General features: G+C 43.0%; 15 protein-coding genes. 7 read left to right on the plus strand and 8 right to left on the minus strand.

Translation table 11 applies throughout. The annotated features are described in order from the left end of the window. Positions 1-83: 83 nt before the first annotated feature. Complete coding sequence (locus tag K370_RS08600; protein ID WP_047540876.1) at positions 84-617, plus strand: GNAT family N-acetyltransferase; 534 nt, start codon at positions 84-86, stop codon at positions 615-617. A 153-nt stretch (positions 618-770) separates the two neighbouring features. Then, on the plus strand, positions 771-1,985 hold the full coding sequence (locus tag K370_RS08605; RefSeq protein WP_047540878.1) for an MFS transporter: 1,215 nt from the start codon (positions 771-773) through the stop codon (positions 1,983-1,985). A gap of 53 nt (positions 1,986-2,038) precedes the next feature. Here the strand turns inward: K370_RS08605 and K370_RS08610 are convergent, their stop codons facing one another. The 3 genes from K370_RS08610 to ampD all read right to left on the minus strand — a co-directional run bounded on the left by K370_RS08610 (position 2,039) and on the right by ampD (position 6,907). Beyond that, the gene (locus K370_RS08610; protein WP_047540880.1) at positions 2,039-5,098 is read right to left on the minus strand and encodes an efflux RND transporter permease subunit; all 3,060 of its coding nucleotides are present in this window, start codon (positions 5,096-5,098) and stop codon (positions 2,039-2,041) included. 67 nt (positions 5,099-5,165) lie between these two features. Next, positions 5,166-6,284 carry an efflux RND transporter periplasmic adaptor subunit gene (locus K370_RS08615; RefSeq protein ID WP_235272726.1) on the minus strand — a complete coding sequence of 373 codons (1,119 nt, stop codon included), beginning with the start codon at positions 6,282-6,284 and terminating at the stop codon, positions 5,166-5,168. A gap of 68 nt (positions 6,285-6,352) precedes the next feature. Next, entirely contained in the window at positions 6,353-6,907 is a 555-nt protein-coding gene (gene ampD / locus K370_RS08620) for a 1,6-anhydro-N-acetylmuramyl-L-alanine amidase AmpD (protein ID WP_047540884.1), read from the minus strand. Between the two features lie 66 nt (positions 6,908-6,973). Between ampD and K370_RS08625 the strand changes: the two genes are divergently transcribed. Then, positions 6,974-7,975: a sodium:calcium antiporter gene (locus K370_RS08625; protein WP_047540886.1), complete on the plus strand. Its 1,002-nt coding sequence runs from the start codon at positions 6,974-6,976 to the stop codon at positions 7,973-7,975. A 57-nt stretch (positions 7,976-8,032) separates the two neighbouring features. Here K370_RS08625 and K370_RS08630 read toward each other — a convergent pair whose 3' ends face one another. From K370_RS08630 to K370_RS08640, 3 genes are read right to left on the minus strand one after another with little or no spacing between them, the layout of a single operon-like run. Further along, positions 8,033-9,424: a sigma-54-dependent transcriptional regulator gene (locus K370_RS08630; protein WP_047540889.1), complete on the minus strand. Its 1,392-nt coding sequence runs from the start codon at positions 9,422-9,424 to the stop codon at positions 8,033-8,035. 6 nt (positions 9,425-9,430) lie between these two features. Then, the gene (locus K370_RS08635) at positions 9,431-11,062 is read right to left on the minus strand and encodes a two-component system sensor histidine kinase NtrB (RefSeq protein WP_047540892.1); all 1,632 of its coding nucleotides are present in this window, start codon (positions 11,060-11,062) and stop codon (positions 9,431-9,433) included. Between the two features lie 3 nt (positions 11,063-11,065). Continuing rightward, positions 11,066-11,305, minus strand: a complete 240-nt coding sequence (locus K370_RS08640; RefSeq protein ID WP_047540894.1) for a PP0621 family protein — start codon at positions 11,303-11,305, stop codon at positions 11,066-11,068. Positions 11,306-11,490: 185 nt separating this feature from the next. Here K370_RS08640 and K370_RS08645 point away from each other — a divergent pair, with 185 nt between their 5' ends. The 4 genes from K370_RS08645 (at position 11,491) to K370_RS08660 (ending at position 13,672) form a co-directional block, all read left to right on the plus strand. After that, positions 11,491-12,081 carry an RNA polymerase sigma factor gene (locus K370_RS08645; protein WP_047540896.1) on the plus strand — a complete coding sequence of 197 codons (591 nt, stop codon included), beginning with the start codon at positions 11,491-11,493 and terminating at the stop codon, positions 12,079-12,081. Beyond that, positions 12,078-12,515 (plus strand): DUF3619 family protein, encoded by a 438-nt coding sequence (locus tag K370_RS08650; protein WP_047540898.1) that lies wholly within the window; start codon positions 12,078-12,080, stop codon positions 12,513-12,515. The genes K370_RS08645 and K370_RS08650 overlap by 4 nt, the downstream gene beginning before the upstream one ends. Positions 12,516-12,621: 106 nt before the next feature. Further along, complete coding sequence (locus K370_RS08655) at positions 12,622-13,131, plus strand: DUF3106 domain-containing protein (protein WP_047540901.1); 510 nt, start codon at positions 12,622-12,624, stop codon at positions 13,129-13,131. 127 nt (positions 13,132-13,258) lie between these two features. Then, on the plus strand, positions 13,259-13,672 hold the full coding sequence (locus K370_RS08660; protein ID WP_047540903.1) for an RDD family protein: 414 nt from the start codon (positions 13,259-13,261) through the stop codon (positions 13,670-13,672). A 29-nt stretch (positions 13,673-13,701) separates the two neighbouring features. Here K370_RS08660 and lptG read toward each other — a convergent pair whose 3' ends face one another. Together lptG and lptF are read right to left on the minus strand one after the other, a co-directional pair. Beyond that, positions 13,702-14,790, minus strand: a complete 1,089-nt coding sequence (gene lptG, locus K370_RS08665) for an LPS export ABC transporter permease LptG (RefSeq protein ID WP_047540905.1) — start codon at positions 14,788-14,790, stop codon at positions 13,702-13,704. A 12-nt stretch (positions 14,791-14,802) separates the two neighbouring features. Then, a complete protein-coding gene (lptF, locus tag K370_RS08670) occupies positions 14,803-15,930 on the minus strand; it encodes an LPS export ABC transporter permease LptF (RefSeq protein WP_047540907.1) in 1,128 nt (375 codons plus the stop codon). Between the last annotated feature and the right edge of the window lie 155 nt (positions 15,931-16,085).

The following is a 16,085-nucleotide window of genomic DNA, read 5'->3' on the forward strand; positions in this document are numbered from 1 at the left end:
CCCACACGCGAAAATAGTTGCGCCTTCACGAATTTCCATTCACGCTTTACCAAACATTGAACACTCTTGAGATGAATCATTAAATGCTACATTTTCACAAAGCCGAACTAGTCGATGCACAAGAAATCGCCGCACTGATTAACTCCGCCTATCGCGGTGAAAGCAGTCGCGCAGGCTGGACAACCGAAGCAGACTTGCTTGATGGCTTGCGCACCACCACGCCAGAAATTGCCAGCGTCATCAAACGTGATGATGCGTTTATATTAATTGGCGTATTAAATGACCAAATCGTCGCCACAGTTTGCTGTGAACTGCAAATGATTGCCGGCAAAAGTACCGCACATTTCGGCATGATAGCCGTTAAGCCAACTCTGCAAAATCGTGGCTATGGCACAGAAATTATTCAAGCGGCAGAAGCCATGACACTTAGACAATGGCGCGTAGCAGGCTTTCATATGACGGTTATTTCTATCCGTAACGAGCTTGTCGCATTTTATGAAAGATTAGGATTTTTGCGCACCGGCGAGTTTAAAGACTTCCCCACTGAACCAGCACTTTGGCAACCCAAAGTTGAGGGTTTGAATTTGGAGTATTTAGCGAAGGTGATTAAACAATAAGTCTTACCGCTTTAAACTGTGTGGGATATGGCTCTACCGCATGTTCTATGCCCACATAATAAATATCAGACTTCATTAGCAAATCTAAATTGCCCACCATCAATAATTAATGGCTATTGTAATATCACTATTTAATTCATTCAGTAATATTTTATGACCCCACAACGTAAATTTTGGACGCTAGTAGCTTCAGCCGCGGCAATTCTGGCTGTCACCATGGGCATACGGCAATCCATGGGTTTATTCTTATCGCCATTAAATACATCCACTGGACTCGGTATCGTAACAATCAGCTTTGCAATGGCCGTTGCCCAATTTACATGGGGAGCGGTACAACCTCTCTTCGGCATGCTGGCAGATAGAGTTGGCTCTTTTATGGTAATCGTGCTTGGTACTTTAATGTTGGCAATAGGTTTGGCTATTACACCATTCATGAGTTCGGGTTTTGGCTTGATGTTTGCGGTTGGCATTTTGACGGCAGTAGGGGCTGGTGCGGGAAGTTTTTCAATCTTGATTGGTGCTGCAGCTCAGAGATTACCAGCAGATCGTCGCTCCACAGCTGCTGGTTTTATCAATGCCGGCGGATCACTTGGACAATTTATATTTGCGCCAATTACGCAGGCGCTAATCAGCTCATTTAACTGGGTCGTTGCTATATTTGCATTAGCTGCCACATCGCTAACTACCATTCTGTTGGCACTGCCGTTACGTGAGAAAACAGGTGTTGCCGAAAAACGTGCAGCAACACAGGCCGATGGAATCACATTAGGTGAGCAGCTACGTATCTCCTTTAAAGACCGAAGTTATCTCTGCTTAAACGTAGGGTTTTTTGCCTGCGGATTCCACATTGCTTTTTTAGTTACACATCTTCCAGGAGAAGTAAATCTGTGTGGTTTATCTGCATCAGTGGGCGCAACATCACTGGCCATTATTGGGCTTGCTAATGTGTTCGGTAGCATTGTAGCCGGCTGGCTTGGACAAACCAAACGCATGAAAATGATTCTGTTCTGGATGTATGCCTCACGCGCACTGGCCGTTGCCATATATCTGATTGCGCCTAAAACAGAAGTCACTTTCTATATTTTTGCAGCCGTCTTAGGGTTCACTTGGCTATCCACGGTACCGCCGACAGCTGGGCTAATCGGTAAATTATTTGGCCCACGTTATTTAGCCACACTGTTTGGCTTTGCCTTACTTAGCCACCAGATTGGCGGTTTTTTTGGTGCATGGTTAGGTGGAATTGCTTTTGTGAAAACTGGTAGCTATGAATGGATGTGGTACGCAGATATTGTTCTTGCCAGTATAGCTGCACTAGTGAATCTGCCAATTCGTGAGACGCATCCAAAATTGTCGGTGACGATAAACTAAAGATAGGAGTGTTTATTGAATCACGGCATTTCAGTGAGTTGAGCTCAAAATGATTAAGCCGATTTGCTAAACCTATCCAATCCACTCATCACCAACGAATAAGCCGCCGGCACTACAACCAAAGTCAGCAAGGTGGATGAAATCATACCGCCGATAATCGCAATTGCCAGCGGTTTGTTTGTTTCACTACCTGCGCCAAGTCCAAGTGCGGCGGGGAGTAGGGCTAAAATAATGGTTAATGAAGTCATCACCACAGGGCGCAATCTAATTGGGCAGGCTTCGCTAAGTGCATTATTAATGCTGGCGCCTTTCTCACGTAGCTGATTGGTTAAATCAACCAGTAAAATGGAGTTTTTAGCGACTAAGCCGATTAGTAATATCAAGCCAATCATTGAGTACATATTGAGCGTATCACCGGAAATGAGCAGCGCGATTAAACCGCCAATAATCGCCAATGGTTGTGCCAGCATAATGATGAATGGTTGAATGAATGAATTGAATTGGCTGGCTAAAACCATATACAGCAAGATAAACGCTAGCAAAAATACAAAGCTCACGTTTTTAATGGTTTTGCTAAACTCTTCCGCTTGGCCTGTTAACTTAATACTGTAGTTAGGAGGCACTATTTTTGCTGCTGTTTCGTTAACAATATTCACAGCATCGCCCAATGGCACATTGGGGTTGGCGTAAAAGTTGGCAGCGTAGCGTAAATCGTAACGGCCAATAACCGCCGCGCCTAGTTCTTGTTTAAAGCTGGCGATTGCGTCCAGTCGTACCAGTTCGCCGCTTGTGCTTCTTAAGTAGATTTTGCTTAAATCTGCGACACTTTTTAAATCACCTTCCGTTGTTTTCAGGCGAATATCGTAACGCTGACCATCGCCAACATCGTCATTAAACTTAGCGACGTCAATGCCACCCGCATACAGGCTGACAGCGGTGGCAATGTCATTTGCGCTTAAGCCAAATGTAGCGGCACGCACGCGATCAATTGTCATATCCAATTGTGGTAAATCTAATTGCACGTCTAAATCCACTTTGCCAATTTTCGGATTATCCCCAAGGGTTTTCTGCATTAACTTGGAAATGCGCCCGATTTCTTGCAGGTTATCGCCTGTTAAGTTGAATTGTAATTTCTCTGAACGTTGGCCACGCGCAATGGAAGTGGCAGATGGCAGGGCGCGAACACCGGGAATGGATTCAAATTCTTGTTTCAGTTCTTTGATTAAAGTTTGCTGACTTTTTTTACGTTCGGTTTTAGGTTTTAAACGTACGCTGATATTGCCTTGATTGACTTGCCCGCGCGAGCCGGTGCCAATACTAGCGAAGTAACTGGCAACTTCGTCTTTATGACTAGCAACCGCGGTCTCGACTAATTTCATGCGTGAATCGGTATAGGCCAAACTAGAACCCAGCGGTGTTTTGACGATGATGTTAAAACTACCTTCGTCGGATTCTGGAATGAAGTCTTTATCGACATATTTAAGCGTTAAGAAACCACTGATTGCCACGAAAATAACGGTAAATAAAAGCACTAACGCACGGTGATGCAATGCCAGACTCAGTAGTTTCTTGTACTGATTGTCAAAAGCAGTTAATACGTTGCCAATGGCGGTGTAGAGCTTATTTTCTTTGCTATTCACTTCTAAGTAGCGGGAACACAACATGGGCGTGAGGGTTAGCGATACAAATAGTGACGCTAACACGCCAAAGGTGACTACCACGCCAAATGATTTAAACAGTTTGCCCACAATGCCATCCATAAAAATGACTGGGGCAAAAATACATACCAGCGATAATGAAGCGGCAATGACGGCAAAAGTCACTTCATTTGAGCCATTTAACGCAGCCGTCATTGGGTTGGGATCCAGATGCTCACGATGTCGGTGGATATTTTCTAACACCACAATGGCATCATCTACCACCACGCCTATCAGCAAAAGCAAGGCTAATAATGTCATGGAGTTAAAGGTGAAGCCGGCAAAATACATCACGGCAATAGCAGCTAAGAGTGATACGGGGATAGCGGTTGCAATAATGATGGTAGAGCGAATGGAGCGCAAAAAGATAAAAACGATAAATGCGGCAAGTAACGTGCCTTCAAATAAATGCTCTTTAAGCGATGCGACGAGCTGGTTAATAAAAATAGAATCATTGGTGGATATTTCTAAATTCATACCTGCGGGTAGGTTGGGCTGAATGTCTTCATTTAAGCGCCGTTCCACCTCGTTGATAATGGCAACCGTATTTGCATTGGCGACTTTTACGATGCCTAAGCCTACAGCGGTTTTGCCGTTGTATCGCGCAACTTGCCGATTATCCGTGATGCTGTCTTCAATATTTGCGATATCCTTCAGGCGTATGGGTGCGCCCGCTCTTGCCACAATAACCAACTCATTCAAATCTTTAATATTATGAAACTCAAGGTCTAGTTTTAATAATTGCTCAGCTTGATCGCTGACTAAAAAACCGCCTGGTAACTGTATATGTTCTCTTGAAAAAGCAGAGATTAAATCGTTAGCAGTGAGTTTATGCGCTGCCATGCGTTCGGGCGAAATGTTGACGCGAATCACGCGATCCCGACGGCCACCAATTAATACTTCGCCAACGCCGTCAATCGTTTCAAACCTTTTTTTGAGAATATTGTTGGCATATAGATTGAGCTGTTGAATAGTGCGGTCACCACTAAGTGCCAGCCAGATAACGGCCGCAGCGTTGGTATCCACCTTTTGTACAATCGGCGGGTCTGTATCATCCGGTAAACGGCGTAATACTTGGCTGACCTTGGCTTGTATTTCGTTATATGCAACATCAATATTCTTATCTAGTGAGAATGTAATGCTGATGCTGGAAACACCTGGCGATGAGGCAGATTGAATATGTTCAATGCCCGGCGTGGTGTTAATGGATGATTCAATCACGCTGGTAATGCTGGCATCGATGACATCAGGATTAGCGCCGCGTAGTGTTGTGGTGACTAATATCACAGGAAAATCAATCGCAGGGATACGGTCAACCCCAATGCGTTGGTAAGAAATAATGCCGAGCAGGACGATGATGCCCGAAAGCATCCAGGCGAGTACGTGACGTTTAATGGAGAGTTCTGGCAAGGTCATGACTGGTTTTTTCTAGGGTTTAATTTACTAGGCTTTTAATTGAGCTTTGAATTGGAATATGTAGTGCTTACGGTTTTTTCTGTGTAGAAGGAGCTTCATTCACTTTTACTGGCGTGTTATCGGTTAAGAAACCTGCGCCATCCACTACCACGATATCATTTGGCTTAACGCCTTCGGTTATCTCAATCATGCCGTCCTTGCGTAACCCCGTTTTCACAATGGCTTGATAGGCTTTATCGTGACGCACCACATAAACCACTTCGCCGGCAGGCCGCAAAATAACACTTTGTTCCGGCACCATCATGGCAGTATCTCGCTCGCCCAGAATAACGCTGCCGGTTACGCTGGCGCCCGGTTGCCAGCCCGTTGTATCAAATACATCGGCAATCACGTCTACCGTGCGGCTATCTGCTGCAATCATTGGCTTTAATTCACGAATCACCGTATTGAATACTTCATCCGTGGTGGGTGTGGTTAAGCGCACTTTAAGGCCCGGTTTCAGTTTTGCTGCAATCTGTTCAGGAAAAGGCAAGTGTGCACGTAAACGTCGTTTAGAGATAATTTGTACAATGGGATCGCCAACTTTTACAAAATCTCCCGTATCGGCCAGTTTTGTTTCTACCACACCGCTTGTCGGTGCAAAGATTTTCGTTTTACTGTTGGTGTGGTTAATCGTGCCAACACGTGCTTTAGCGCCTTCCAGTTGTTGTTTGAGTGAGTTTCTCAGTGCAATATCATTATCAACCGTGATTTGTGAAATGAATTTCCTATCGACCAAGGCTTGATTGCGAGCCACGATTTTGTCCTGATTGGCGAGTAAAGCCTGAATGCGCGCGACCTCCGTTTGCGCTTCGTTGCGTTGCAAGCCAAAATCCGTCGCATCTAAAGTGGCGATTAATTGTCCTTTTTTAACGGGCTCACCAGGGCTTACATGTACCTTAATCACGCGCGCGGCAACTTCTGCCGCCACAACTGGGTCTGTTAAGCTTTCTAGTGTACCAATCGATTCTTCAGTAATTTCCAGAGTCTGGTCTTTCACCTGTGTCACTGTCACTAATGATGGCTTAGGCGAATTTTGTTCGGCAGATGTGCCTTTTTTATCACTACAGGCGATTAAAAAAATAGAAACCACACAGGCTAATAGTAGAGGGAATTTTGTTTGCATAAATGGTTTAGTTTGCATCATTAACTTAATGTAATATGTTTCTGATTGATTAACACTTAATCAATCATATTGATTTTATTGATATTAACCTATTCTGAAGCTTTAATTTTCAGCCAGTCAAAATAAGGGCCAGGATCCGTCTTACGGCCTGGCGCAATATCTGAATGGCCAACAATATGTTGAATAGGATAAGTTTGCTTTAAAGTGGTAATGAGTTGTTGCAGTGTTGTGTATTGAGCCGCTTCAAATGCTTCAAAGTCATTACCTTCCAACTCAATTCCGACTGAGAAATCGTTACAACGTTCACGCCCCAGCCAATTGGATACACCTGCGTGCCATGCGCGTTGCAAACAAGATACAAATTGAATCAATTCCCCATCGCGCCGAATAAAGAAGTGCGATGAAACTTTACGTGTGTAAATCTCGGCATAATAAGGATGTTCGTTTGGATTTAGTGTGTTGGTGAATAATTCAATCACGCCGTTACCGCCATATTGGTTAGGTGGCAGGCTGATGTTGTGGATAACAATCATGCTGATTTCGGGTGCGACATTATCAAGAAAAGGTCGTGCGTCAAAATTGGGTGAAGTGATTTGTTTGGCCTTGTTTATAAACCCTTTTTTGTTGATTTTTATTTCATCCATAATTGATGCTAAATACGATTTATCCGATAAAATACCATCTTACCTAATTTTTAGAGATATTTAAGCATGGTTTTTCTACAGTTATTTGTAATGCTGATTGTTATTTTGATTGCAGCAGAGGTGTTTACCAACGCGCTTGAGCATTTAGGTGAAAAACTGGGTATTTCAGAAGGTGTCACAGGTTCATTGTTTGCGGCTGTTGGCACCGCTTTGCCAGAAACCATGGTGCCGCTGTTAGCGATTTTTGCAGGCACAACCAGCATGGCAACCAATCATGAAATCGGCGTAGGTGCGATTTTAGGTGCGCCACTCATGTTGGCTACTTTGTCCCTTAGTCTGATGGCGCTTTCAGTGTACAAACGTCGCGGTGCAAACGGTCATTTACGCCCGGAGCGCACAGGTTTGACGCGTGATATCAACTATTTTATCGCAGCATTTATACTGGCAGCAGTAGCATTATATGTACCTCACCATGAGATGTGGATACGTTATGTAATCGGTTTCGCGATGGTGATGATTTACGTGGTGTATGTGTGGCAAACCTTACGCGCTTCAAAAAGTTTAGTAGCAGAAGGTCACGCAACCGAAGCACATAATCCCATGTTTTTAAGTCGCTTAGGCTTGCCCACTAACACACTCACGATTACTGTGCAGATTATTTTAGGCCTGCTTTTGTTGATTGCTGGCGCCAAAGGTTTCATTAACGGCGTAGATGAAGCATCACATATCTTAGGCATTTCTGCATTGATGTTATCTTTGCTTATCATTCCAATCGCAACGGAATTGCCAGAAAAAGTGAACAGTATTTTGTGGATCCGTAAAGGTAAAGACACGCTGGCATTTGGCAATATTACTGGCGCAATGGTGTTTCAAGGAACATTGTTACCTGCGATCGGTATTACTTTAACGCCTTGGGAGCCGCGCCCAGAAGTGGTTTGGGGGCTGGTAATTACGCTACTTGCTGCACTATGGATGCGTTATCTACTGCATAAAGGCGGAATACGCGTGTGGCATTTATTAGTTAACGGCGCAATGTACGTTACTTATTTAGTGATTGCGCTGAGTTAAAAGCACTAACTAAAAAAGGACTAGTTATATAGATATTAACTAGTCCGATACATTTGCTTAGTCGTACAGATTTTCATCCGACATATCCGTATCGTCATCTTTGGCCAGACCTAACTTGGTTAGCCTATATCGCAAGGTTCTAAAGCTAACTCCCAACAGTTTCGCCGCCGCTGTTTTATTGTTGTTGGCTTTGGCTAGTGCTTTCAGGATTGCACGTTTTTCAATATCTTCTAAATACTCCGGCAAGCCTATTTCTAGGGTTTTGCTGGGATCAAAAGTGACTTTGTCATTTGTTCTGAATTTGAACTCCTGATCCATTAGTAAATCATCCGTACATATTTTCTGGCCATCACATAGCGCCAGTGCACGTTCTAACATATTCTCCAATTCACGCACATTGCCGTCAAAATGCAATTTACCAATTAATTTGGCAGCACTTTCGTCCAATACTGGTACAGGAATCGATTGCGCATCACACAGTTTTTGTAATAGTTTTTGTGTGAGTTCAGGGATATCTTCTGGTCTATCACGTAGCGCCGGCATTTTAAGTTGAATCACATTGAGGCGATAATATAAATCCTGCCTGAACAGGCTATTGCTCATCATCTCGCTTAAGTTTTTATGTGTGGCGCTGATAATGCGCACATCAACACTTTCCTCAGTTGTGCCACCAACCGCACGTACTTTCTTTTCTTGTATAGCGCGCAATAGTTTAACTTGCATGGCTAAAGGCAAGTCGGCGACTTCATCTAGAAATAAAGTGCCGCCATTAGCTGCCTGGAACAAGCCGGAGGTATCTTGTACTGCCCCTGTAAAAGCACCTTTTTTATAGCCAAAAAATTCACTTTCCATTAAGTTTTCTGGTATTGCGCCGCAGTTAACTGCCACAAAAGATTTATCGCGTCGTGAGCTGTTGCTGTGAATCAGTCTTGCTGCCAATTCCTTGCCACTACCAGATTCGCCGCTGATATAAACCGGCGCCTGGCTGCGAGCGAGCTTTGCTATCATGCTGCGCACATAATCCATAGCAGGTGATTTGCCGATTAAATCAACTGTGTTTTGAGTTTGCTTAGTGTCTGAGTTGGATAATTTAAGTGCAGACTCTACTAATGGGCGCAGTTGTTTGAGTGAAATAGGTTTGGTTAAATAGTCGAATGCACCTGCTTTTAAGGCAGAAACGGCATTTTCTGCACTGCCATAAGCGGTAATCACAGCAACTGGCAAGCCAATATAATTGGCTGCAATATGCTGTACCAGTTCAAGTCCTAGGCCATCGGGTAACCGCATATCCGTTAAGCATAAATTATAATTTTGGCTGGCCAATAATTGTTTAGCTTCTGTTAAATTGCCGGCACTATCCGTTCTAATGTCCATGCGCTCTAGGGTTAAAACCACCAGCTCACGAATGTCTGTTTCATCATCAACAACTAAGCAGTTAAATTGTGCCATTAAAATTTAAGCCTTTTTGAGATAAATGATAAATTGCGTGCCAATATTTGGCGCGCTAGTTTTGCTTGGAGTTTTATGTTGCAGCTTAGCACCATTTGCATCCGCCAATTCGCGTGCAATATACAGCCCTAAACCAGTACCGGATTTCTCCGTAGTAAAGAAAGGCTCAAACAAATGGCTGCGTACGCACTCTGGGATGCCGCTGCCATCATCGTTAATCTCAATTTGTACGGTCTGTGTTTTTGCCGACACTGACAACACTAAGCTATTTTCATTTTGCTGGGAGTGCCGCCAGCCATTCTTGCACAGGTTCCACAAAACTTGGTTTAAATGCCGACGATCAAAAGAAATGACGGCATCTGGAGCAGATAATACTAATTTAAAGCATTGCGGCGGGATTTTTTCAACTGCGCAAAACTGCGTGTAAAAATCGGTCATAAAATTTTCTAGGTGAATCATTTCCTGGTTGGTGCGATCCCGCCGATTAAGCTCCAATACATCTTTAATAATTTGGTCAACACGTTGTACATTATCGCCGATGATTTGCAGCATACGTTGGTTTGCAGTATTAATGTCTTCTTCTTCCTGTAATAACTGGTTGGCGTGGCTAATTGCGCTAAGTGGATTGCGGATTTCATGTGCAATATTTGCCGTTAAGCGCCCCAATGCGGCCAATTTGACTTGATGCGCTTGAATTTGCATTTGCGACCAGTCTTCAATAAAAATAACCGCACCTTGTTGGCGATTGTCATTAACAGGTAAAAATCTCAGCCTAAGTTCACGTGATAATGTATTCAGTTTTAAAATATTCGGCTGTGTATTTTCAGGTGGCTCGGTTTCATGCATCCAAATCTGTAGCATTTTGCTGATTTCTGGTGAAATTTTGTTTAAAGAATCTCCCTGCCAATTATCGGCATCACTGCTGTCTAGGTCTAACAAGTTTTTGGCCTGCATATTGTGATGTTTAATATGCAGGTTGTGATCAACTACCAGCACGCCATCTTGCATTTCATGCGTGATTAATGCATTAATTTGCGCCAAATTTATAACATCCAAGCCACGCTGAGAAGCCAGCAATTCACTTTGTTGCATGCGTCTGGCTAGGCTGTGCGCCAGCCATGCGGTAGCAAAACAACTCAAGCTTAGCATGACTGCACCAGTATAATTCTCTGCTAATCTGCCGATGATGAGCATGCGGTAAGTTTGCTCGATTAAAATGCCGATGGTGGCTAGAGCGGCATAAAACAAGGCTAAGCGACCCTCGCTGATTAAGCTTGCACTGGCAATGGTGATGATTAGCAATAAACCTACGCCAACTCCATCATCCTGCTGTGCATGCATTAACAAGATGATAAATATAATATCTATGATGATTTGCGCGGGCAGGTTGAGGTCAATATTGGGTTTTTCTAACCAAGTAAAAGCCGCGGATATGCAACTAAAAACCAGATAGCCCAGCACCAAGTTGAAAAATAAATCTTTTTCGCTATTGAGTGGAGAGGTGCCTTCACCTATTGTGCTTTGCATGATTACAAACATCAGTGCAATCACTATGCGATAGCCGTTGTACAGTTTTAGACTGCGCCAGCGGGTAGCGGTAATAGTAGCGTCAATATCTGCTGTTAATTCAATCGCCATGATTTATTGGTAAGTATGATTACACTCAGGACTGTTGCAGACAACCTGATTGTTTTGTATATGGCTATCAGATTCGGGCACGTGCAAGCCACACTGCGAGCATTGCACTATTCTTTCCTCTGTTTTAGGTTTTGCTGCATCGCTTTTCGATACAGGACCTTTAAATTGTGATGACGTAATGATGCGTTTAATGACTACATAAAGTAGCCAGCCTAGCAATATCAGCAGTAGTACGCGCGCCATATTTTTCCTAATTAATCTAAAATGTTCAACAACAAGGATTGTAACTAAAAGCGCGACAGTTACAAGACTGTTAAGCCTTGTTTGCCTGAAAGGCCAGGGGCGGTTAAGTTCAAATACAAGCTAAGCTGAATCTGCATAAAACTTAAAACTGTTATACTGATGGCAATAATTACTTAACTAATTTCATGGCCAGTTCTCAAGAGATATCAGATTTTTTGCGCGATGTAGAGCGCCGCGCCTTTAAGCAAACAGTTTATGCCGTGCGCGAAGAGCAGGCCGCATTGGATATTGTGCAAGATTCGATGTTAAAGCTCGCCGAAAAATATGCGGATAAACCCGTTGCAGAATATCCCATGTTGTTTCAACGTATTTTGCAAAATACCATGCGCGATTTTTGGCGTCGGCAAAAAGTGCGCAATTTATGGACAACACTGTTGTCTTCTTTTGGTGCCGGGCAAGATGGCGAAGAGGATCACGATCCCTTAGAAACTATTGATGTAGAAGATGCATCAGAAAATCCAATGGCACAGCTTGAGCGCAGCCAGACTATGAAAGTCATTGAAAAAGCGATTGAAAAATTGCCCGCACGTCAACGAGAAGCCTTCATATTGCGTTATTGGGAGGATATGGACGTTGCAGAAACCGCCCGGTCGATGGGTTGTTCACAAGGCAGTGTTAAAACACACTGTTCGCGTGCAGTACACACATTAGCCGCCACTTTAGAAAAACAAGGTTTAGGCGCACGCGCAATTGCACATTTAGGAGTAGAGTCATGATGGAAAATAACATGAATCAGGACAATCAAAACACACAAACCAATCCTTTAGCTGATGAAGCATCGGAGGATATTCAAGCCAGACAAATCGCTGGTTTGTTAAATGCACATGCCAGTCTTTTGAGTATGCGGACATTGAAGCAACTTGAAAATGGACGAGAGCAAGCAGTAAAAGCGCATATGCGACAAACTGGGGCAATGAATGGCGACGGTACGATTAGCAATGTGGTTTACTGGGCAGAGCATCATCGTGTTGCAGCAACAGGCATGTTGTTAGGGGCAATTATTGTTGGTTTTGTATTGATGAACGCGTTTGGTCAAAATATTGAACACGGCGATGCATTTTTACTTGCAGCAGAGTTGCCACCAGAAGCTTTTGTAGACATCGCTTTTGAGCCATCTTTAAATGTTGCGCAGGCAAAGTTAAGTCAATAATAAAGAATAGGCCATAAACAATGTTTAGATATTTGTAGTACAGAATTGTGGTATTAGAATGGTAAAAATAGCTTAAAAAGAAAATTCTTAAAAGAAAATATAACGAATGAATAAAATCTTATTGTTGATAATGCTCGTTGCAAGCCAATTAAATGCACAGGAACTAACGGATTACAACCAGCCTATTAAATTGGCGATGGGAGATATAGGTAGCATTAAATCCTCATTAAATGATAGTTCGGCTAGTGAAGCATCGACTAAACGTTGGTCGCAATTATCAGAAGACCAACGCAAAGTGCTGTCGCCATTAGGTGCTGAGTGGGACACTCTGCGCCCTTGGCAGCGCGAAAAGATGCTGGATATTGCCAGAGATTACCCGAAAATGGACGCGCAAAAACAGCAGCGTGTGCAACAGCGCTTAAATAGTTGGAGTCGGATGACGCCTTACGAGCGTGAAAATGCGCGTAAACGCTACCAGCAATTTCACGCATTAAGTGCTGATAAACAAGATGAAGTACGTAAAAAATGGGCAGATTACCAAAAGCTATCTGAAGCGGATCGCGCAAAACTACGTAAAGAGTCGCCAGAGCTGGATTACGATCCGGAGTTCGATTAAGTTTGAGTGTCGAGTTTTGTGAATGATGAAGCCCACTATTGATTAATATAGTGGGCTTTTTATATGCAAGTGCTTGCAATATTCCGCAGAATAAAAATGATGATTAAGAAAAGATGAGTCAGAAGCAATGATTAAAGTAAGTTACTTCAGGTTGTTTGCGGCTTGTGTTTACGAGTTGCTATTATTAATTGCACTATGGTTTATAGCTGCTTGGATATTTCTTGCGTTGTTTGGCGATGCCACGCATTCGTACAAACGTTTCTTTTTACAGTTTTTTTTATGGTTGGTGACAGGTGCTTATTTTGTATGGTGTTGGAGCAAAAGCGGCCAAACTTTAGCTACGCAAACTTGGAGAATAAAACTGGTTAATCAGGCTGGAACAACGCTGAGTGTTAAAGAGTCTATTGTTCGCTATGTCTTGGCAAGCCTGTCTGCGTTGGTTTTTGGGCTCGGCTTTGTATGGATCTTTATAGATAAAGACCAATTATATTTACACGACAGGTTACTGAAATCGCGTTTTGTTGCTGTGAATAAAAACTAGCTGATTTTGTTATTGTTTAAACAAAGTTACTACCTTCGCTCCACAATAAACAGCATACTTAAACCTGCTATTAAAAATAAAATAGTCGGGATAATAGCGCTCATTAATGGCGGCCAGTCATTCAAGACACCTAAGTGAATGAATACACGGTTCATGATTTGATACACCACACCAAGCATCACCCCAATAAAAATTTTGGTACTCGTGCCGCCGGAACGTTGCTGCAAAAAGCCAAATGGCAGTGCCAATACAACCATCACCATACAAGCCAGCGGGTAAATCATTTTTGCCCATAAGGCGACTTGGTAACGCGTGGTTTTTTGTTTGTTGGTTTCTAAATGGTTGATAAACGAATATAGATTCCAAGCGGACATTTTTTCTGGCGCCACTAACAATACATTCAACAGTTCCGGTCTGATAAGTGACTTCCAGTTGGCTTCATTAAAAAACTGCACTTGCACATTATTGGATTGAATTTTTTTAAACGTATTAAATTTTGTTTGTGTAACGTCAGATAAGCGCCAGCGCTCATCCTCAAAAGCGCCATTTTTAGCGTCACTAATGCTGCGTAATCTGAAGTTCTCATCGAATTCGTAAATATGGATATTCATTAGGCTGGCATCCGGTAGAACGGTTTCTACATTGACAAAGCTTCTGCCATCTTTCACCCATAAGCCTGTTTTGAAATCTTGAGCAATCACCGAGTCGGTAGCTTGAATACGCATGCGTTGCGCCATTTTTTCGCTAAATGGCGTGATTAACTCGCCAACGAAAAAGGTGATAATCGTAAACAATAAACCAATTTTGATTAAAATCCAGCCGATATCAATGATGGATAAGCCGCTGACGCGCATGACAATCAATTCAGAGTTTCTTGCCAAGGTGCCAAGGCTGTACATCATGCCGACCAATACCGCCACTGGTACTACCTCGTAGATGTGACCGGGGATACTTAACAGCACGAACACCAGCATTTTATTAATACCGTAATCGCCACGTCCAAGCGTGTCTAATTCTTGAATTAAATCAAAAAATGAGAACAATGCCAGTAAACCCAGCATGATCATCAAGATGCTCACACAGCATTCTTGCCAAAAATAACGATTAAAAATATTCATGTAATCTGATGATTAAGTTTTAGGTTGTGCTTTTAACCAATTGCCTGGCCAAAAATATGAGAAAAAAGCGGGGATGATCGGCAGCAAATAGGTGCGTCGATAGTACATGTAAAAAGCTAATAGTAAAAAGAAAACATGTACAGGCCACAAGCCAACCAGACTGCTTAAGCGTCCTTGCGTAACCCAGGCTTGAAAGATGCTTAGAATATTGTTGTAGATGATGTAAATCAGCAATGCAAACATCAAGTTAAGTGAACGGCCAGCGCGTGGGTCAACAAAGCTTAACGGCACTGCCAATAGAACCAGTATCAGTGCGGAAATAGGAATCGCTAAACGCCACTGCAGTTCGGCTTGATCGGCGGGTAACTCGCTACTTAACAGCTGTTCTGTAGAAAGGGTGTCGGTAGAACTGGGCTTACGCGCAACCTCTTTGGTTTCAATGCGGAGCGCGTAACGCTCAAATTCGGTGGTTGAAACTTCAGCGCTATTCGGCTTGCCTTCATAGCGGCGGCCTTTTTCAAGGACGATAAAATTATCCCCATTCTCAACCTTGTCGCGGTGGCCGGTTGAGGAAACAACTACGCCGGTTTTTTGATGCTGGGTCGTATGTACAAAAATGTTTTTGACCACATTGCCGAGTTGATCAAAGCCTTCAATAAAATAAATGCGTTCGCCACCATTGGATTCTTTAAAAACGCCTGGACTGATAGAAGCCAGATCATCGCGGCTTTTTAGTTGCACACGATAATCTTCCACTTTTTGTGTGGCCCAAGGCATCACAAAAAAACTCAGCAAAAAAATCACCACTGTAACCGGTGCTGCAAAATTTAAAATAGGTCGAATCCAATTGCTCACACTAAGGCCAGAACTAAACCATACTGCCATTTCAGAATCGCGGTGCCAGCGTGTGAGTGTCATCAGTACGCTTAAGAATATCGTTAGCGATAAAATCATGGGTAGGAACTTAACCATGTTAAAGCCCAACAAAGTAGTGATGGCATCATTTGGAATCCAGCCTTTTGCAGCACTGCGCACCAAATAGCCTGCGCGTTGTGCGATGACAATGCCCATGAGTATTAAAAACAGTCCGCCCGCGGTGCTGATTAACTCGTTAGATAACGATTTTTTGAATATGCGCAATTTAAAATTGTTCCAAATTGGACTAAACCAATTTTTAAAGAGTGTTGTTTAAAGACTATTGTGCAAAAGCTAATGTTCAAATTTAGGCTTTGATTTCGCCTCAAAACGCTGGATAATTGATTAAAACTAACTTATTACCCTGATATAAAACTTAA

The sequence above is a fragment of the Methylotenera versatilis 7 genome, assembly GCF_000799165.1.
Taxonomy (GTDB): Bacteria; Pseudomonadota; Gammaproteobacteria; order Burkholderiales; family Methylophilaceae; genus Methylotenera_A; species Methylotenera_A versatilis_A.